The 17,824-nt window shown below is 68.1% G+C and carries 18 protein-coding genes and 1 pseudogene; 8 read left to right on the plus strand and 11 right to left on the minus strand.

The features are described 5' to 3' along the window. Both BLW05_RS26795 and BLW05_RS36565 read left to right on the plus strand, forming a co-directional pair. On the plus strand, positions 1 to 198 hold a 198-nt coding region (locus BLW05_RS26795), incomplete at its 5' end, for an arginine deiminase family protein (RefSeq protein ID WP_256330509.1). A gap of 21 nt (positions 199 to 219) precedes the next feature. Further along, positions 220 to 439: pseudogene (locus tag BLW05_RS36565) on the plus strand (hypothetical protein); the annotation flags it as partial. Between the two features lie 51 nt (positions 440 to 490). On the opposite strand, the gene BLW05_RS26800 reads toward BLW05_RS36565, so the two are convergent. Genes BLW05_RS26800 through BLW05_RS26820 form a run of 5 tightly spaced genes read right to left on the minus strand, consistent with a single transcriptional unit; the run spans position 491 to position 5,635 of the window. Then, the gene (locus tag BLW05_RS26800) at positions 491 to 1,408 is read right to left on the minus strand and encodes a DMT family transporter (protein WP_256330510.1); all 918 of its coding nucleotides are present in this window, start codon (positions 1,406 to 1,408) and stop codon (positions 491 to 493) included. Between the two features lie 37 nt (positions 1,409 to 1,445). Then, a complete protein-coding gene (locus BLW05_RS26805; RefSeq protein ID WP_256330511.1) occupies positions 1,446 to 2,714 on the minus strand; it encodes a cyanate transporter in 1,269 nt (422 codons plus the stop codon). Then, complete coding sequence (locus BLW05_RS26810; protein WP_093166626.1) at positions 2,711 to 3,922, minus strand: amidohydrolase family protein; 1,212 nt, start codon at positions 3,920 to 3,922, stop codon at positions 2,711 to 2,713. The genes BLW05_RS26805 and BLW05_RS26810 overlap by 4 nt, the downstream gene beginning before the upstream one ends. Before the next feature lie 28 nt (positions 3,923 to 3,950). Next, positions 3,951 to 5,426, minus strand: coding sequence for a sodium:solute symporter family protein (locus BLW05_RS26815; protein WP_093166627.1), 1,476 nt, complete (start codon positions 5,424 to 5,426; stop codon positions 3,951 to 3,953). Next, positions 5,423 to 5,635, minus strand: a complete 213-nt coding sequence (locus BLW05_RS26820; RefSeq protein ID WP_093166628.1) for a DUF3311 domain-containing protein — start codon at positions 5,633 to 5,635, stop codon at positions 5,423 to 5,425. The genes BLW05_RS26815 and BLW05_RS26820 overlap by 4 nt, the downstream gene beginning before the upstream one ends. Before the next feature lie 204 nt (positions 5,636 to 5,839). Here BLW05_RS26820 and BLW05_RS26825 point away from each other — a divergent pair, with 204 nt between their 5' ends. Further along, positions 5,840 to 6,601: a GntR family transcriptional regulator gene (locus BLW05_RS26825; RefSeq protein WP_093166767.1), complete on the plus strand. Its 762-nt coding sequence runs from the start codon at positions 5,840 to 5,842 to the stop codon at positions 6,599 to 6,601. Between the two features lie 153 nt (positions 6,602 to 6,754). On the opposite strand, the gene BLW05_RS26830 is transcribed toward BLW05_RS26825, so the two are convergent. Next, positions 6,755 to 7,258 carry a GNAT family N-acetyltransferase gene (locus BLW05_RS26830; RefSeq protein ID WP_093166768.1) on the minus strand — a complete coding sequence of 168 codons (504 nt, stop codon included), beginning with the start codon at positions 7,256 to 7,258 and terminating at the stop codon, positions 6,755 to 6,757. Positions 7,259 to 7,313: 55 nt separating this feature from the next. On the opposite strand from BLW05_RS26830, the gene BLW05_RS26835 reads away from it, so the two are divergent. Next, a complete protein-coding gene (locus tag BLW05_RS26835) occupies positions 7,314 to 8,519 on the plus strand; it encodes a M20 aminoacylase family protein (RefSeq protein WP_093166629.1) in 1,206 nt (401 codons plus the stop codon). 44 nt (positions 8,520 to 8,563) lie between these two features. Continuing rightward, positions 8,564 to 9,538, plus strand: coding sequence for a Bug family tripartite tricarboxylate transporter substrate binding protein (locus BLW05_RS26840; RefSeq protein ID WP_093166630.1), 975 nt, complete (start codon positions 8,564 to 8,566; stop codon positions 9,536 to 9,538). Between the two features lie 15 nt (positions 9,539 to 9,553). Here BLW05_RS26840 and BLW05_RS26845 read toward each other — a convergent pair whose 3' ends face one another. Further along, positions 9,554 to 10,030: a C40 family peptidase gene (locus tag BLW05_RS26845; protein ID WP_093166769.1), complete on the minus strand. Its 477-nt coding sequence runs from the start codon at positions 10,028 to 10,030 to the stop codon at positions 9,554 to 9,556. 84 nt (positions 10,031 to 10,114) lie between these two features. On the opposite strand from BLW05_RS26845, the gene BLW05_RS26850 reads away from it, so the two are divergent. From BLW05_RS26850 to BLW05_RS26860, 3 genes are read left to right on the plus strand one after another with little or no spacing between them, the layout of a single operon-like run. After that, on the plus strand, positions 10,115 to 10,654 hold the full coding sequence (locus BLW05_RS26850; protein WP_093166631.1) for a hypothetical protein: 540 nt from the start codon (positions 10,115 to 10,117) through the stop codon (positions 10,652 to 10,654). Between the two features lie 4 nt (positions 10,655 to 10,658). Next, the gene (locus BLW05_RS26855; protein WP_093166632.1) at positions 10,659 to 11,258 is read left to right on the plus strand and encodes a hypothetical protein; all 600 of its coding nucleotides are present in this window, start codon (positions 10,659 to 10,661) and stop codon (positions 11,256 to 11,258) included. Continuing rightward, positions 11,255 to 12,472 carry a PrsW family intramembrane metalloprotease gene (locus BLW05_RS26860; RefSeq protein ID WP_256330512.1) on the plus strand — a complete coding sequence of 406 codons (1,218 nt, stop codon included), beginning with the start codon at positions 11,255 to 11,257 and terminating at the stop codon, positions 12,470 to 12,472. The genes BLW05_RS26855 and BLW05_RS26860 overlap by 4 nt, the downstream gene beginning before the upstream one ends. 9 nt (positions 12,473 to 12,481) lie before the next feature. On the opposite strand, the gene BLW05_RS26865 is transcribed toward BLW05_RS26860, so the two are convergent. The 4 genes from BLW05_RS26865 to BLW05_RS26880 all read right to left on the minus strand — a co-directional run bounded on the left by BLW05_RS26865 (position 12,482) and on the right by BLW05_RS26880 (position 17,777). Continuing rightward, positions 12,482 to 12,871 carry a VOC family protein gene (locus BLW05_RS26865; RefSeq protein ID WP_093166634.1) on the minus strand — a complete coding sequence of 130 codons (390 nt, stop codon included), beginning with the start codon at positions 12,869 to 12,871 and terminating at the stop codon, positions 12,482 to 12,484. Between the two features lie 26 nt (positions 12,872 to 12,897). Continuing rightward, entirely contained in the window at positions 12,898 to 13,221 is a 324-nt protein-coding gene (locus tag BLW05_RS26870) for a hypothetical protein (RefSeq protein WP_093166635.1), read from the minus strand. Positions 13,222 to 13,342: 121 nt separating this feature from the next. Continuing rightward, the gene (locus BLW05_RS26875) at positions 13,343 to 14,014 is read right to left on the minus strand and encodes a hypothetical protein (protein ID WP_093166636.1); all 672 of its coding nucleotides are present in this window, start codon (positions 14,012 to 14,014) and stop codon (positions 13,343 to 13,345) included. A gap of 169 nt (positions 14,015 to 14,183) precedes the next feature. Continuing rightward, on the minus strand, positions 14,184 to 17,777 hold the full coding sequence (locus BLW05_RS26880; RefSeq protein WP_093166637.1) for an indolepyruvate ferredoxin oxidoreductase family protein: 3,594 nt from the start codon (positions 17,775 to 17,777) through the stop codon (positions 14,184 to 14,186). Positions 17,778 to 17,824 lie beyond the last annotated feature (47 nt).

Below are 17,824 nucleotides of genomic sequence, written 5' to 3' on the forward strand. Positions count from 1 at the left end.
CAGTGGGACAGCGGCGCGAACCTGGTGTGCGCGTCGCCGGGCGTGGTTTATGCGTATGACCGCAACACGTACACGAACACGCTGCTGCGCAAGCAGGGCATCGAGGTGATCACCATCGTGGGCGCCGAGCTCGGACGCGGCCGCGGCGGCGGCCATTGCATGACCTGTCCGATCATCCGGGATGCCGTGGAATATTGACAGGGATCCAGTGAGCGAGCGCTGTTCGCCGCCTTGAACACCCTGGACAGCACCGTGATCTCGATGTGCCAGCCGCAACACCGGCACGCGGAGTGGCTGCAATTCCTGCGCCTGATCCAGCGATCTCTATGTCGAACACCACAATGCCAACCCCAAGCCGTTCATCTGGACCAAGAGCGCCACCGACATCCTGGCCAAGGTCACGCGAGCCAAGGCGGCGCTGGCAAGAAGCACAAGATAAGTACATATCTACGTGGCGCACTACATTAGCGGTGCGCCACGCTCGCGCGCATCAAGCCCGGCTGTAGGTACCCAGCGCCGTCCCGGCCGCGACGGCGACCAGGCCCACCACATGCCAGAGCGACAGTGTCTCGCCGAGCAGCAGCGCCGCAAAACCCACGCCGAACACCGGCACCCAGTAGAACCACAACGACACCCGCGCCACGCCGATCTTCACGATCGCATGGTTCCACGCCAGGTTGCCGAAGGCCGTGGCGATCAGCGCCGAGAACATCACCAGCATCACCGGCCAGAAGCCCGGCAGCCACGCGGCGACACTGTGCGACGCGCCGACGGCGATCGCATGCAGCGCGAGCATGAACGTGCCGCACGCGTAGATCATGGCGCTGGCATGGAGCGCATCGGTCTCGCGCGCGAGCCGCTGGATGAACACGCCGCCGATCGAGAACGTCACGACCGAAGCGACCACCATGGCATCGCCCCAACCTGCCCCGGCGACATGGGCGCCGGGGGACTTCAGCACCACGATCAGCACACCGCCGAGGCCGAGCAGCACGCCGACGATCCGCATGAGCCCGATGCGCTCGCGCAGGATGGCCGCGGCCATGAGCGAAGAGACCAGCGGGCTCAGGGCGATCGCCACCGAGCCGTTGGTCGCCGTGGTCCTCGACAGCCCTGCAGCAACGAGGATCTGGTTGAGATAGACCATCAGCACCGCGCAGCCCACCGCGGTGGCGAACTGGCGCCGGTTCATGCGTGCGCGCGGCCGGGTCGCGCGCTGCCGCCAGAGCAGCACACCCATCAGGGTCGCGGCGATCGCGGCCCGCCACGTCGCCATCACGGCCGGATCGAAGTAGGTCGCGATGGTCTTCATCGCGGTCATGTTGAGGCCCCAGAGGGCCGTGACGAGCAGCAGCAGCGCCGACAGGCCGCCGCCGCTCGCGGGAGTGCGCCGGGCGGGGGGCTTCACGTCAGGGCATGCGAAAGGGTCATGCCCTTCGTGTGTTTCATAGGTCGAGCGACATTCTATTTTTGCGGGCCGTCCGCCTGTGCGCGTTCGCGAAAAGGCCGCCGACTGCACGCACGTAGGAACGCGGGTCGAATCGCCATGTGAGCGGCAGCAGAAGCGCTGCGACCACGCCGAGATAGGCCCACGCCGCCTCGAAACCGCCGGCGTGCTCGCGCATCCATCCAGTCACCAGCGGCGACAGCGCGGCGACCATGAAGCCGACGCCCTGCATGAAGGCCGCCAGCGCGCCGGCCTGCTCGGGATGCGGCAGATGGTCGAGCGCCAGCGCCATGCACAGCGCGAACGCGCCGCCAAGGCCGAGACCCAGTACGCCAACCACGGTGACCGCCATGGGCGCATCGAGCGCCAACGCCGCGAAGCCCGCGATCTGGAGGACCAGCATGGCGATCAGCCATGGCCGCACGTCGCGGTGGCGCCGGGCCAGCACCGGCACGACGAGCGCGGAGACCAGCTGGGCGCCGGTCATCCAGGTGAGCATCGAGCCGGTGTGAGCCGCGTCCCAGCCTTTCGCGGCATAGAACTGCGGCAGCCATGCGACGAGGCTCGTGTAGCCGCCGTTGATCAGGCCGAAGTAGCAGGCGAGCATCCATGCGCGCGGGTTGCGCAGGCATCGCCGCCAGTCGCTCCGGGCTCGGGAATCCGTGCTGGAAACGGTCGCTGCCGCGTCGGGTCGCGAGCACGCCCAGATCACCGCCGCGAACAGCGCCGGCAGTGCCCAGATCGCCAGCCCCGCATGCCAGTCGCCGCTCGCATGCGCGAGCCACGGCGCGCCGATTGCGCCGAGCCCGCCACCGCCCATGAGCGCGGCCGAATAAAGTCCCATCGCCATGCCGGTATGCGCCGGGTAGCCGCGCTTGACCACGCCCGGCATCAATGCCTGGACCAATCCGACACCTACGCCGGCCAGCGCGGCGCTGGCGAGCAGCCATGCGGCGTCCTCGGCGAACAGGCGCCCGCCGCACGCGACCGCGATGGCGGCGAGGCCGCACAGCACGCCCGCGCGCGCGCCGATGCGACCGCCGAGCGAGACGCCAATCAGCGACATCACGCCCATCGCGAGCATCGGCAGCATGGTCAGCATCGACGCGCCACGGAAGCCGAGCCCGGTCTCCGCACGGATCTCGTCGAGCAGCGGACTCGTGGATGTGAGAAAGGCGCGCAGGTTGATCGCGATCAGCACCACCAGCAGCGCAAAGCCGAGGCCTTGCATCTTCGCGGGCGGCCTGCCCGCAGTGGCCGCCGTCACGCCGGCACCGCGTCCGGCAGCAGCGCACCGGCGCGCGCGACGATGCGCCCACCCGCGACCACCAGCCGGCGCACGGGCCGCGACACCACGGCCTGCGCCACCGTCTGCGCGTGGACGAGGACCAGGTCCGCGCGGTTGCCCGGTACCAGCCCGTAGTCGGCGAAGCCGCAGCCACGCGCCCCGGAATGCGTGACGGTGTCGAGCGCGATCTCGATCTCGTCGTCGCGGCGCAGGTTGTAGCGCATGCCGATGAGCATCGCGCGCTCCAGCATGTCGGGATTGCCGTAGGGCGACCAGGTGTCGCGGATGCCGTCGTTGCCGCCGAGCATCGTCACGCCCGCCTGGCGGCAGGCCATGAGCGGCGGCACGGTGCGCGACGGCGGCGCGCTGGTCACCAGCGACACGCCGAGCTTCGACATGCGGTCGAGCAGCGCAACGCGCTCGCTCTCCGTGACGTCGCCGAGGCAGAAGCCGTGGCTGATCGCGACGCGGCCCTGCAGGCCGTGCGCCGCGGTGCGGTCGAGGATCAGCTCGAGCGAGAACGCACCCATCGCGCCGGGCTCGTGCAGGTGGATGTCCAGCCCACGATCGTGGCGCTCCGCAATGCCGAAGAGGACATCGAGCGAACGCACCGGATCGCCGTCGATCGCGCACGGATCGAGTCCGCCGAGCACGTCCGCGCCCGCGGCCATCGCCTCGTCGAGCAGCTCTGCGGTGCCGGGTCGCTTCAGCAGCCCCGATTGCGGGAAGGCGACGATCTGGATCTGCTGCAGCGCCTGCAGCGTCTCGCGCGTGCGCATCACGCCTTGCAGGTGGCGCAGGCCGGCCTGCGTGTCGACGTCCACATGGGTGCGCAGCCGCGTGGTGCCGGCGGCGAGGAAGGCCTTCGCAAGCACCAGCGACTGCACCGCGGCATCGTGGCCGCTCACCTGACGGAAGGCGCGCTCGTTGTCGATCTTGTCGACGAGCCGCGTGCCGACCTCGTTGCGATACCAGTCCATGCCCCACATCGTCTTGTCGAGGTGGGTGTGGCCCTCGACCAGTCCCGGCAGCAGCAGCGCGCCGCCGCCCTCTTCGACCGCACAGCCGGCCGGCGCATCGATACCCGCGCGGATCGCGGCGATGCGGTCGCCCTGCACGAGGACGTCGACAGGCGCTCCCCCGAGCGGACGGACATTGCGGATGAGAAGCGAAGAAGGCTGGGTCATGAAGAACTCTCGGAAAACAGTTGCGAACTCAGGCCGGCACGCCCACCACACCGCGCGCCGAGGCGCGGCGGCCGAGCAGCGCGACCGCGGTGAACACCAGCGCGTTGGTCGCGAGCGCCACCAGCCCGATATTGATCGACTTGATCACCACCGGCGCATTCGGCAGGAGCTGCGCCAGCCCCATGCCCGACAGCGTGGTGAAGGCCAGCACCGCACCGCCCGCCAGGATGCCGGCGAACGCCGCCTGCTTGGAGCCGAAGGGGCGCGGCAGCAGGCTGAAGATCAGCGACGGCAACAATTGCGTCAGCAGGCTGGAGGCAAAGATCGCGATCGCCACGATGGTGGTGCCGCCGCGCAGCACGAAGAACACCGCGATCAGCGCGAAGAGCGGCAGCGCACAGCGTGCAACCAGCGCGACCTGCCGGTCCGTGGCCTTCGGCGCGAAACCGCCCTTGTAGATGTTCTTGCCGATCACGGTCGATGCGGTGAGCAGGATCATCGCGCCGGGCACGAGCGCGGTGAGCACGCCGGTGCCGCCGATCACGCCGACGAACCACGGATCGAAGGTCGCCTTCACGAGACCGAAGAGCGCGAGATCCACTTCCGAACCCTGAAGCCCCGGCACCTTGAGGATGGCCGCGAAGCCCACCAGGAAGAGGAACGCGATCACGATCTGGTAGAGCGGCATCATCATCGTGTTGCGGCGAACAGCGCCCGCGCTCTTGGCCGCATAGACCGAGGTGAGGTTGAACGGGTACAGGTAGTAGCCCAGCGCGGTCAGCAGGATGGTCGAGTTGTACCAGCTGAGGTTCAGGCCTTCCTTGGGGAACTCGAAGAAGTTCGGCTTCGCGGCGTGGATCGCCTCGAACATCGGCGTCACGCCGCCGTAGTAGTGCCAGGGCAGGTACACCCCGAGGAAGATCGCGATCGCGAGGATCAGGATGTCCTTGACGATCGCGATGCTGGCCGAGCCATGCAGGCCCGACACGAGGATGTAGCTGACCATCACGATCACGCCGATCCAGATCGACACCTGCGGCGCGATGGCGCCGTACGACGCCTCGGAGACGATGATGCCGAGCCCGCGCAGCTGGATGGTGAGCAGCGCCACCATGCCCATCAGCGCGACGATCGACACCAGCACGCCGAGCCCGCGGCTGTCGTACTTGCTCGCGAAGAAGTCCGAGAACGACACCAGCTTGTGCGCGGACGCATAGCGCCAGATGGCCGGCAGCATCCAGAAGGCCATCAGGTGCGCGAGGCCGCCGTAGGCCAGGATGTAGAAGGCCGGCACGCCCTTGCCGTACGACCAGCCGCTCGCGCCGAGGAAGGTGAAGGTCGAGAACGCCTCGCCCGCCATCAGCAGGAAGACCATCAGCGCACCGAGCCCGCGGCCGCCGAGCGCCCATTGCTCCAGGCTCATCTTGCGGCCGCGCCGTGCGAGCACCGCGAGTGCCAGCGCGCCGACCATGAAGAGCGCGATCACCACCAGCGCGGCGCTCATCGTGCTTCTCCCGAGGCATCGCGGGCGTCGAGGTCGCCCTCGGCGCGGTCGATCGCTAGCATGACCAGCGAGGTCAGCACCAGCCAGCTCACGTTCCACACCATGAGGAAGGGCATGCCGAGCACGAAGGTCGGCGCATGGGCGGAAAGCCATCCGCCGCTGAAAAAGGCGATCACCGGCAATGCTGCCAGCCACTTGACGGATTTCACTCGGAGCCTCGCGATCTGTGTTTGGTTACGATTTATGGTCAACTAAACAATATCCATTTGGTTAACCAAACCAGATTGTAGGGAAGGGCCGACAAAGACCTCCACCCGTGATTACCCGCACTCCCGCGGGCCGGCGCCGCCGGCTCGTCAGGCGAATCCGGCACTGCCACTAACATGTGCGGCGCTTCTTGCTTTCCGATTTCCATGCCGACCACCGCGCACGCCAGCCCCGCCCCCACTTCCGCGAAGCCTCGCCGAGCCAAAGGCGCGGCCACCACGCAGGACGCCGACGTCGATGTCGACGAGCGCGTCTACGAGGCGGTTTCCAAGGCACTGCTGAGCGGCAAGCTGCGCCCCGGCACGCCGCTGCGCGAGCGCACGCTGGCCGAGGCGCTGGGATGCACGCGCGGCGCGATCCGCAAGGTGCTCGCCCGGCTCGGCGCGGAAAAGCGGCTGGTGCTCGAATACAACCGCGGCGCCTTCGTGCCGAACCCCTCGGTGGAGGACATGCGCAACACCTACCGGGCGCGCCGCATCGTCGAGGCCGGGCTGGTCACCACGCTGTTCGGCCGGCTCACGCGCGAGCAGGTCGCCCAACTGCGCAAGCACGTGCAAGCCGAGCAGAAGGCATTCAAGGAAGGTCGGCGCGAGGACGCGTTCCGCCTCGCTGGCGAGTTCCACCTGCTGCTCGCGCAGATGGCGGGCAGCGAGGAGCTGCAGTCCTACATCCAGCGGCTGGTGTCGAACACCGAGCTCTACAAGGCGCTGTTCGACAGCGTGGAGGCGGCGAGCTGCGCGCCGAAGGAGCACGAAGAGATCATCGAGGCGCTGATGGGCCCGTCACTCACGCGTGCGCTCGACATCGCGATGGAGCATCTCGACGAGCTGGAGCAGCGCGTGATCGCCGGCGCAGGCACCGAGCAGGAGGTCGATCTCGCGGATCTCTTTGCCGGCGCTCGCCGCTAAAGCGCAATCAGATTTCCATCGCGCTGCGGCCCCCCGCATGAAACCGACACAGCCGAGGCCAGAAATCCCGCGGAGCCGGCTTCGCCGGGCCGCCGGGGTTGCCCCCTGGAAGGGGGTGCAGAGCCACACGAAGTGGGCGAGGCTGGGGGTGAGTCAGAGATCCATCACCATCTCGTGCCACGCCATGCCGCCATGGTCGGAGGCGGACGGCTTGACATAGCGGTAGCCGAGCCGCTCGTACAGCGCGACATGCCGGTCCTTGCACATCAGGTGGATGGACTTCTTGCCCATCCGGCGCATGCGTTCGACGAAGGTCCGCATCATCGAGCTCGCGTAGCCCCTGCCCTGGTGCGCCCGGTCGATGACGACCGACATGATCACCACGTTGGGCGCCAGCGGGTCGTGGCCGACCAGTTCCTTGAACGATTCGTCCGCCAGCACCACCTCATGCGCGCATCCGCTGTTGATGAAGCCGATGATCTCGCCCGCCAGCTCCATGACGAGGAAGCCTTCGGGGTACTGCGCGATGCGCGTGGCGATCTTCTCCCGCGTCGCGGCCTCGTCGCCTTCATAGGACGAGATCTCGATCTGATAGCAGCGCGAGGTGTCCGGCGGCGCGGCGGGCCGGAAGGTAAGTGCGGGTTCGCGTGATGTCATGGACTGGGGATCTTGCCATGTAGAAAAGCCCATGCCCTGCGCCAGAATTGGGCGGATGAACATTGCCGATTCCTTTGCGGACGTCACCCGCTTCGTCGCGATCCGCCGCGACATCCATGCACATCCCGAACTGGGCTTCGAGGAGCATCGCACTTCCGAGATCGTCGCGAAGCTGCTCGAAGACTGGGGCATCGAAGTCCATCGCGGCATCGCCGGCACCGGCCTCGTCGGCGTGCTGCGGCGCGGCACCGGCGGGCGCACCATCGGCCTGCGCGCCGACATGGACGCGCTGCCGCTGCACGAGGCCAACGAGTTCCCGCACAAGTCCACGCATGCCGGCCGCATGCACGCCTGCGGGCACGACGGCCACACCACCATGCTGCTGGCCGCCGCGTGGCATCTGGCGCAGAAGGGCAGCCAGTTCGACGGCACGGTCCATTTCATCTTCCAGCCCGCCGAGGAGATGGGCAAGGCCGGCGCGAAGAAGATGATCCAGGACGGGCTCTTCGAGCGCTTCCCGTGCGACGCGGTGTTCGCGCTGCACAACTTCCCGGTGGGCGACGTGGGCCGCTTCGCGGTCAACGAAGGCGCGCTCATGGCGTCGAGCAACACCTACAAGATCACCTTGCGCGGACGCGGCACGCACGCTTCCATGCCGCACACCGGCATCGATCCGGTCGCGGCAGTCATCAACCTTGCGCAGCAGCTGCAGACCATCGTGCCGCGCACCATCGCGAGCACCGAGCGCGCACTGCTCGCGGTCACGCAACTGCAGGGCTCGGATGCGCCCAACGTGATTCCCGATTGGGCCTCGGTGGGCGGCACCGTGCGCACCTTCTCGGTGGAGGCGACCGACAAGATCGAGGCACGCCTGCGCACCGTGGCGGAAGGCGTGGCCGCCGCGCACGAATGCACCGCAGAGATCAGCTTCAACCGTGCATCGCCGCCGGTCGTCAACCACCCGGCCGAGGCGCGCTTCGCCGCGAGCGTGATGCGCGAGGTGGTCGGCGACGGCATGGTCACCGACAACTTCCCCGCCGTGATGGGCGCGGAGGACTTCGCCCACATGCTGCAGGTGCGTCCGGGCTGCTACGCCTTCCTCGGCAACGGCGACGGCGACCACCGGCTGGATGGCCACGGGCCCGGGCCTTGCATCATCCACAACACCTCGTTCGACTTCAACGACGAGATCATCCCGATCGGCGCGAGCTACTTCGTGAAGCTGGTGGAGCGCTGGCTCCCGGTCGGTACTGCCGCGTGAAACCCCTCGACGCTTCCTCCACCCACCCCAACGTGCCTTCAACGATGACGCATCACTACTCACGCCGTTCCGTTCTTGCCGCCGCAGGCGCCATGCTGGCCACCGGCGCCGCGCCCTCCGCCTTCGCGCAGCAGCGCGTGATCCACGTCATCGTGCCCTTCGGCACGGGCGCGGTGCAGGACACGGTGGCACGCGCCTTCAGCAACGAGCTCGGCGCGGCGCTCAACGCGGCGGTCGTGGTCGAGAACCGTGCGGGTGCGGGCGGCACGGTCGGCGCAGCGGTCGTCGCGAAGGCACCGGCCGACGGCAACACGCTGGTGCTGGCCGCAGCCAGCCATCACATCGCGGGCTTCCTCTACAGCAAGCTGGCCTACGACCCGCTCAAGGATTTCGTCGGCATCGCCAACATCGGCAATGCGGGCTACGCGCTGGCGGTGGGCGGCGGACTCAACCCCGCCAGCACCGCGGACTTCATCAAGGAGGTTAAGGCCAATCCGGGCAAGTACAACTACGCCTCGGCCGGCAACGGCAGCGCGACGCATCTCGCGATGGCCTCCTTCCTCTCGAAGGCCGGGCTGCAGATGACGCACATCCCGACCAAGTCCACGGGCGAAGCCGTCAACGAATTGCTCGCCGGCCGGGTGCAGGCGGTGATCTCGTCGAGCGTCGGCGTGATCGGCTTCCAGAACGACCCGCGCATGAAGCTGCTGGCATCCACCGGCGAGCAGCGCAGCCCCTTCCTGCCCCAGCTGCCGACCGTCGCCGAGAGCGGTCTGCCCGGCTATTCCTTCGATTCGTGGATCGGCCTGCTCGCGCCGGCCGGCACGCCGAAAGCCGAAGTCGAAAAGCTGAACGCGGCGACCAACAAGGTGCTGGCCGACCCGGCCATCCAGGAGCGCTTCAAGCGCCTGGGCGTGGAGCCGCGCCACCAGAGCCCCGAGGAATTCCAGAAGCTGCTGCGCGCCGACTGGGATGCGATGGGGGTGGTCGTCAAGGCCTCTGGCGCAAAGGTGGACTGAGTTCGTCCGGCGGCTTCAGGGCCGCCGCACATCCAGCTTCTGCCGCGACCAGTACGCTCCGTCGAGGCGGTCGAGGCGCACCTCGCCGCCGGTCGACGGCGCATGCACGAAGCGGTTCTCGCCCACGTAGATGCCGGCGTGCGTGGGCCGGCCGCCGCCGAAGACGACGAGATCGCCGGTGCGCAGGTCATCGCGCGGGATCGCATCGCCGAAGCCCGCGAGCTGCGACACGGTGCGCGGCGTCGCAAGCCCTGCGCTTTCGCGGTACACGTAGGCGATGAGCCCGCTGCAGTCGAAGCCACCATCGACCGTGTTGCCGCCGTAGCGGTAGGGCGTGCCGACCAGGCCCATCGCATGGATTGCCGCATCGCGCGATTGGTCGGCGGAAAGAATCGGCGGCCGGACGCTGCGCATCGTGGATTTCGGCGCGCTGGCACAGGCGGCGAGAACGAGGCAGATGCACAGGGCGATCGCAGTGCGCAGGTTCAGCATGGGCGCGATGGTAATGCCGGTCGCAGGCAGGCTGCTCGATGACAATTCAGCCTCGCACATCATTTCGCACACCAGGAGGAACCCATGACCGAGCCCACGCTGCCGAAGGACGAGTACGCAGCGCTCCACGACGAAGCCACGGCCTGCATGGCCGAGCTGGCTTCGCTCGAGCGCGGGTGCATCGTCAGCGCAGCCATCGTCTTCGCCTGGGTGGCGACCAATTCACAGTCGCTCGTGGGCTTTTCCGGGCTGGTGTGGGCCGTCCCGGTGGCCATCGCGGTGCTCGGAAGCCTGAAGGCGCTGGCCGTCGGCAGGCACATCTCGGCCCTCGGGCGATCGCTCAAGGAACTGGAAGTCCAGGTCCAGGGCGATGGCGACCGGGGGGCCAGGCAATTCGGCCGGCGGTGGCGTGCGCGCAGATGGGCCTCGGCCGCGGCCTGGCTCCTGTTCATCGGACTGACGGTGATTGGCAGCACGCTGGGCTATCTGCAGTTCCGCACCGAGTGTCCCGGGCCGCTGGTGAATGCCTGCGGGAAGGACGACGGCGGGGACGACAACGACCAGCAAGAGCCCAGCCTCAAGCCGGGTTCGCTTCCCTCCGGGACCCGGTGGCTCGCCGGATAGCCGCATGCCCCTGTCCGCCGCTCGCGCGGCCCCCCGCCCCGCCGGCCGCGCTGCCCGCGCCGCTTATCGCACGTGGCCCGCGACGCTTGCCATCCTCCTCGCCATCACGGTCTACGTGGGCGGCCTGCAACTGTGGGACCGTCGCATCCCCAGCACCAGGACGCTCCCGGTGGGCGAGCCGGTGGTCGTCGGACAGGCCCGCTTCGTTCCCGCCGAAGGATGGCAGATGAACGTCGCGCGCTCGCGGCCAGGCCAGACGATGGTGCTCTTCAAGAACGGGCACACCTTCGCGGTGCGCACGTCGCGCTGGCTGGGCGGCCCGGAGGGCCCGCTGGAGCGCCAGCAGCGCCTGATCGAGCGCGGGCAGCGCCTGCATGTGCAGGGTGACGTCTCGAACGTCCTCACCGACTGGGGGCTCCAGGGCACCACCTTCGCCTACTACGGCTCCAAGCTCAGCGGGCGTTTCTGGCTGATGGTCGATCCGGGCCGCGCCAGCGTGGTGCAGGTGGACTTCTACGGCCCGAACGACAACGCGGCCAGTGCCGCGCAGGCGCTAGAGGAAGCCCGGCGCATGGTCGCCTCCATGGACCTCGAAGCATCGTGAACCCGCCTGCCGCCTCGACCCCGATGCCGCTGGTCGCCCGCACGGCGACCGACATCGACATCACGGGCATCGAACCGTTCTTCCAGCCGACGCGCGCGTCTTTCTGGCTGCTGGTGGTGCTGCTGCTCAACGGCCTGCTCTCCATCGGGCAGCTGTTTGCCTCGGGCTTCCGGGTGGTCCCCGTGGCGGCCCTGCTGGGCCTGCTGGCATGGGCGCTCTACACGCTGGGCTTCGTGGTGCTGTTCCGTGCGATGGACCTCCTCGACCAGCATCCGCCCGCGGCCTACGTCCTGGCCTTTGCCTGGGGCGGACTGGGCGCCGCGCATCTCTCGGCGCCCGCCAACAATGCGATCCAGAGCCTGGCCGCCAAGCTCGTCTCGCCGGAATTCGCAGCCGTCTGGGGCCCGGCGCTGGCCGGCCCCATCACCGAGGAATTCCTGAAGCTGGCCGGCGTGATCCTGATCATCCTGACGGCGCGCAACCAGTTCCGTACCGATCTGTCCGTGCTCATCGTCGGCGCCATGGCGGGGCTGGGCTTCCAGGTGGTGGAGAACCTGAACTACACCGTGCGCTCGGCCATGAACTTCCCGTCGGACAGCCAGGTCCAGCCGGTCCTGTGGGACCTGGTCACGCGCGGCGTGCTCAGTGGCCTGTGGACGCATGCGGCCTATACCGCGGTGGCCTCCTACGGGTTGGCCCTGTTCCTGTTGCGGCCCGAGCGCACGCGCGCCGCGCGCGTCGGCATGGCGGTGCTGTGCTTTGCGCTCGCATGGGCGATGCACTTCGTCTGGAACTCGCCCTGGATGGAAGACTGGTTCAGCGACGACTTCGTGGGCCTCGCGCTGCTTCTGCTGGCCAAGGGCCTGCCGGTTCTTTTCGCAGTGACGCTGATCTGGCACGCGGCGACCCGCGAGACGGGCGCCTACCTGCATGCGCTGGCCGCCTCGCTCGTGCCCGAGCGCGACCTGCTGCGCGACGACGAATGGCTGCGCCTGGGGTCGCCGCTGGACCGCTGGCGCGTGCGGCGCGACATCGGCCTGGCCTACGGCCGGCGGGCGCGCCGACTCAAGACGCGCCTGCAGCGGGAGCAGTTGCGGCTGGTGCTCAAGGCCGGCATGTACGGCAGGGGTGCGCGCACCGCGCGGCACGAGCGGGCGATCCGCCGCGTCAGGGCCAGGCTCGACGCGATCACGCAGCCGGCCAGCGCGGCCTGAACCGACTCGTCATGCGGTGATTTCGACCCGATTGCCGTCCGGATCGAGCACCACGCTCTCGTAGTAGCCGTCACCTGTCCTTCGAGGACCGTCAAGGATTGGATACCCATCCTGTCTCAGGCGCCGAGTGAGTTCATCAACGAGCGTCTCGGAGCCCAGCGACACTGCAAAGTGCGTCAAGCCCATGCGCTGGGCACCGGCCTCGATGGCAACGGGGCTCAGGGAGGTGGTCCTCATGACTTCGATTCGCGCTCCGTCCGTGAAACTCAGAAAGCAGGACTCGAAGCCCTTGGCCGGATTGACATAGCGGCTGCCGGCAACGGCGCCGAAATACGCGACGTAGAACTGCTTGCAGCGTTCCAGGTCATCCGTCCAAAGGGCGATGTGCTCTATTCGCATGGGGCTTCTTTCCAAGGCCACGTTTCTCAGAGAGGCTCCGACAAAGTCCTGAGCCCCAGCCAGGCGGCCACGATCACCGCATTCACCGACACGCTCAGGACGCTGGGCACATAGAACAGCGCCGATACTGCCGGCGCACCCATATGGATCTCGACGATCCCGCCCAGGCCGTACAACAGCACCGCGCACCACAACCAGCGCCGCATGTAAGTGACGAGCCACCGGGCCTGCGATTGGTTGTGCCGCCGGGCCGCCGACCGCTCGATGAGGCTGCCCTGGGTCACGTCCAGGAAGAGCCACTCGAAAAAAAAGTAGCGGTAGAGGAGTGTACGGAAGGTCAGCTCATGCACGATCCATTTCCTTCCTTCTGATGCGGTGGTTCGTCGCAGTCGTTCTGACAGCGTAGCGGGAAGTCTCACAACTCTCGCGGGCCAAGCGTACAGCGACGTTGCCAGGATGGCCATCATCCACTCACGCAGGTGCTCCACGGGACGGCCCCGCCAACCCGCATGCCAGCGCCACGACCAGCACGAGAACCGCGCATGAACTGGCCGCCATGGCCCGCGGGGACGGCGGAGGTGGCGCGATCGTCATGCCGACGACCGTGAAGACGAGAACGACCAGCGACAGCACGGTGAGTGCGGCCCGCCTGCCGCGAGACAGGCGGCATCCCGGAATGAACAGACACAGGCCGAGCACCACGATGATGGCCTCGACGAGCAACGCTGCTGGCATGTCGTGCCACAAGCCGAGGCCCACCTGGGGCGAATCCGCACCGGCCAGCGGCAGCTCGGGTCTGTGAACCAGGGCGTCCAGGAGCCAATGCGAGAAGACAGCCGTGGCAAGCAGTCCAGCGACGCGCAACCTCGAGGACCCGGGGCGCCCATACGAAACGAACGCCGCCGATCCCGCCACGGCGGACCAACCCACGGCGGCCAGCAATCCATGCGAGTAGGGAAAAACGAATTCCGCCTGGTGTGTGCTGGCGAAGTCCGCGGGCAGCGTGACGGACTCCCAGCCAAGCAGCACGAAGAGCCACAACACCAGGTCGAGAAACAGGGCGGCTGCAATGAACACGCCCACATTCACCCGTCGCTCGGCCCGGCCCAATGCCAAGCCGACACCGATGTGACCAGCGAACATCGGGGCTCCTTTCCCAGGACGATGAACCGGGTACGAATTCTGATGCAGCGGCCTTCCGGGAGCCAGACTCTGGCCGTAGGCCCGAGCCGCGGCCCATTCGGAGCTGAAACGCAGGTCGCTGCGAAGCGGCGACCGCCGGCGATGGGTCGGCCCCAGCCGACCGGATCGACTAGGAGGCCGCGACCACCGCGATGCCGCGGATCTGCCCGGCCTTCGCATCCGTCGCCGGTCGCGGATAGCGCTCGGGCAGGAAGCGATGCATCAGCTCGGCCTCGCGGCCGCGCGCCAGCGCGAGGTTGGCGAGCTTCACATGGCCGTAGCCGCGGATCGTCATCGGGACCGCCGCGATCTGCGCCGCGAGCTTCTGGTTGCCGGCCGACAGTTCGGCCATCAGCTCGTCGAGGCGCGCTTCGAACTGACCGATGAGGGTCCGCTCGAGCCGCCGTTCCCCGGTGTGGCCGAACACATCGAACGTCGTGCCGCGCAGGCGCTTGCCGTGCGCCAGCCACTTCATCGCCGGCAGCATCCATGCGCCGAGGCGGATCTTGGCGGGCGCCTGTCCGTTCTTCGGCCGCGAGAGCAGCGGCGGGGCCATGTAGAACTCCAGCTTCACGTCGCCTTCGAATTGCTCCGCGAGCTTCTCGCGGAAGCTGCCGTCGCTGTAGAGGCGCGCGACTTCATACTCGTCCTTGTAGCTCATCAGCTTGAGCAGGCTGCGCGCAGCATTGCGCGTGACCGGCAAGGTGCGATCGCCGCCGGCGATCGCGGCTTCGCGCTGCTGGATGCTGCGGATGCGCGACTCGAAGCGCTGTGCCCACGATGCGTTCTGGTAGCCGGTGAGATGCGCACGCGCACGTGCGATCAGCGCATCCAGCGATTCATCCACGGTGTCGTTCGCGCCCGAGCCGCGCAGCCCTTCGACCGCCTGCGGCGCACCGGCGGCAAGCCGGCCGAGCGAGAAGGCCATGAGGTTGGCCTTGACCGCGACGCCATTGAGCTCGATCGCGCGCGTCAGCGCCTCCAGGCTCAGCGGGATCAGCCCGCGCTGCCATGCGTAGCCGGTTGCGAGGATGTTCGAGGCCAGCGTGTCGCCGAGGAATTCCTCCGCCATCGTCTGCGCATCGAAGGTCTCGACCTGGTCGCGGCCGGCGACGAAGCGCATCTTCTCCAGCAGCAGCTCGACCTTGAGGTCCGCATCCGGATTGCGCAGCGATTCGGCCACCGGGATCTCGTGGGTGTTCGCGAGGATGCGCGTGCGGCCATGGCGCACCGTCTGCAGCGCATCGGCCGATGCGCCGACAACGAAATCGCAAGCCAGGATCGCGTCGGCCTGCTGCGTGTCGATGCGCACCTGGTTGAGCCGCGCGGGCGTGTCGGCGAGACGCACGAAGCTCAGCACCGCGCCGCCCTTCTGCGCGAAGCCCATGAAGTCGAGGACGCTGGCCGACTTGCCTTCGAGGTGCGCAGCCATCGCGATCACCGCGCCCACGGTCACCACGCCGGTGCCGCCGACGCCGGTCACGAGCAGGTCATAGGGCGCATCCCAGGTGTGCGAAGCCGGGCGCGGCAGCGCGGCGACGTGCGCGAGGAAGGCATCGCGGCCAGCAGCCAGCGCGCCGCTCTTCTTGCGCAGCGCGCCGCCGGTTACGCCGACGAAGCTCGGGCAGAAGCCCTTGGCGCACGAATAGTCCTTGTTGCAGCTGGTCTGGTCGATCTTGCGCTTGCGGCCCAGATCGGTTTCGTGCGGCAGCACCGCGACGCAGTTGCTCTGCACGCTGCAGTCGCCGCAGCCTTCGCAGACTGCTTCGTTGATGAACAGGCGCTTGGCCGGATCGACCATCTCGCCCTTCTTGCGGCGGCGGCGCTTCTCGGCCGCGCAGGTCTGCTCGTAGATGAGCACGGTCACGCCAGGAATCTCGCGCAGGCGGCGCTGCACCGCATCGAGCTCAGCGCGATCGTGGAACTCGGTGCCCGCGGGAAAGCGGCTCTTGATCGCGTCGTACTTGCCGATCTCATCGCTCACCACCACCACCTGCTTCACGCCTTCGGACTCGACCTGCCGCGCGATCGCATCGACGCTGATGACGCCGTCCACCGGCTGCCCGCCGGTCATCGCGACCGCGTCGTTGAAGAGGATCTTGTAGGTGATCGTCGCCTTGGCCGCGACCGCCTGACGGATCGCGAGATAACCCGAGTGGTAGTAGGTGCCGTCGCCGAGGTTCTGGAAGACGTGCGGCGTGCGCGTGAACATCGAGTGCGACACCCAGTCCACGCCCTCGCCGCCCATCTGGATCAGGCCGGCGGTGCTGCGGTCCATCCAGTTGGCCATGAAGTGGCAGCCGATGCCGGCGCGCGCGGTCGAGCCTTCGGGCACCTTGGTGCTGGTGTTGTGCGGGCAGCCCGCGCAGAAGTACGGCAGTCGCTTGACGCTGTCGCCGTCGTTGCTCAGCAGCTCGGGCACGGTGAAGTCGCGCACATGCCGGAAGTGGTCGCCGAGCTCGGCGTTGCCGGGGAAGTGCTCCGACAGCCAGTGCGCCACGAGCTCGATGAGGCGCGACGGCCGAAGCTCGCCGAGCGCGGACACCAGCGGCTTGCCGTCCCGGCCGTGCTTGCCGACCAGCGCGGGGCGCGCATTCGGCGGCGCGTTGTAGAACATGTCGCGCAGCTGCGTCTCGACGATCGCGCCCTTCTCTTCCACGATGAGGATCTCGTCGAGTCCCTCGGCAAAGGCCTTCATGCGGGTCTGCTCGACCGGGAAGCTCAGGCCCACCTTGTAGAGCCGCACGCCCACGCGCGCGAGGCTCTCGGGCGTGACTTCGAGGCGGCGCAGCACTTCCATCAGGTCGTAGTGCGCCTTGCCGCAGGTGACGATGCCGACCTTGGCCTGCGGGCTCTCGATCACGTGGCGGTCGATGCTGTTGACGCGCGAGAAGGCCGCGACGGCTTCCAGTTTGTCCGCGAGGCGCGATTCGATGCGCAGCGACGGCAGGTCGGGCCAGCGGTAGTGCAGGCCATCGGCCGGCGCGCGATGGCCGGTGGCAGCGCGCACCGTGTCGGCGTCGGCCCAGGTGGCGATGCGCGAATCGATCAGGTCGAGGTCCACGGTGCCCGCGCTCTCGACCACTTCGGACAGCGCGGCCATGCCCACCCATGCGCCGGAATAGCGCGAGAGCTCGTAGCCGTACAGGCCGAACTCCAGGTACTCGGCGACGTTGGCCGGCTGCATGACCGGCATGCTCCATGCGGCCAAGGCATGGTCGCTCTGGTGCGGCATCGACGACGACACGCAGCCGTGATCGTCGCCCGCCACCACCAGCACACCGCCGTGGGGCGACGAGCCATAGGCGTTGCCGTGCTTGAGCGCATCGCCCGCGCGGTCCACGCCGGGGCCCTTGCCGTACCACATCGCGAACACGCCGTCGACGGTGCGCTCGGGGTCGGATTCGACGCGCTGGGTGCCGAGCACCTGGGTGGCGCCTAGCTCTTCGTTGATCGCGGGCACGAAGCGGATGCCGGCTTCCTTGAAGGCCGGGCCGGCCTTCCAGATCGCCTGGTCGACCATGCCGAGCGGCGATCCGCGGTAGCCGCTGACGAAACCTTGCGTGTTGAGGCCCCGCGCCGCATCGCGCTGGCGCTGCATCAAAAGGATGCGCACAAGCGCCTGCGTGCCGGTCAGGAAGATCGCGCCCGAACGTGCCCAGAGGCTGTCGGAAAGCTGGTAGTCGGGGCGCCGGATCGTGGGGGGATTGGGGGTCGAGCTCATCCGGGGATTGTTCTTCTCGACGCCGAGTAATATTCTCTCAATTGCGC

This window comes from Variovorax sp. YR216 (assembly GCF_900107745.1).
Taxonomy (GTDB): Bacteria; Pseudomonadota; Gammaproteobacteria; order Burkholderiales; family Burkholderiaceae_C; genus Variovorax.

Bases quoted from the DNA above. Each gene is read 5' to 3' on its own strand.
- BLW05_RS26810 (WP_093166626.1), bottom strand. From the start codon at position 3,922: ATGACCCAGCCTTCTTCGCTTCTCATCCGCAATGTCCGTCCGCTCGGG.
- BLW05_RS26815 (WP_093166627.1), bottom strand. From the start codon at position 5,426: ATGAGCGCCGCGCTGGTGGTGATCGCGCTCTTCATGGTCGGCGCGCTG.
- BLW05_RS26825 (WP_093166767.1), top strand. From the start codon at position 5,840: ATGCCGACCACCGCGCACGCCAGCCCCGCCCCCACTTCCGCGAAGCCT.
- BLW05_RS26830 (WP_093166768.1), bottom strand. From the start codon at position 7,258: ATGACATCACGCGAACCCGCACTTACCTTCCGGCCCGCCGCGCCGCCG.
- BLW05_RS26835 (WP_093166629.1), top strand. From the start codon at position 7,314: ATGAACATTGCCGATTCCTTTGCGGACGTCACCCGCTTCGTCGCGATC.
- BLW05_RS26840 (WP_093166630.1), top strand. From the start codon at position 8,564: ATGACGCATCACTACTCACGCCGTTCCGTTCTTGCCGCCGCAGGCGCC.
- BLW05_RS26845 (WP_093166769.1), bottom strand. From the start codon at position 10,030: ATGCTGAACCTGCGCACTGCGATCGCCCTGTGCATCTGCCTCGTTCTC.
- BLW05_RS26850 (WP_093166631.1), top strand. From the start codon at position 10,115: ATGACCGAGCCCACGCTGCCGAAGGACGAGTACGCAGCGCTCCACGAC.
- BLW05_RS26855 (WP_093166632.1), top strand. From the start codon at position 10,659: ATGCCCCTGTCCGCCGCTCGCGCGGCCCCCCGCCCCGCCGGCCGCGCT.
- BLW05_RS26865 (WP_093166634.1), bottom strand. From the start codon at position 12,871: ATGCGAATAGAGCACATCGCCCTTTGGACGGATGACCTGGAACGCTGC.
- BLW05_RS26875 (WP_093166636.1), bottom strand. From the start codon at position 14,014: ATGTTCGCTGGTCACATCGGTGTCGGCTTGGCATTGGGCCGGGCCGAG.
- BLW05_RS26880 (WP_093166637.1), bottom strand. From the start codon at position 17,777: ATGAGCTCGACCCCCAATCCCCCCACGATCCGGCGCCCCGACTACCAG.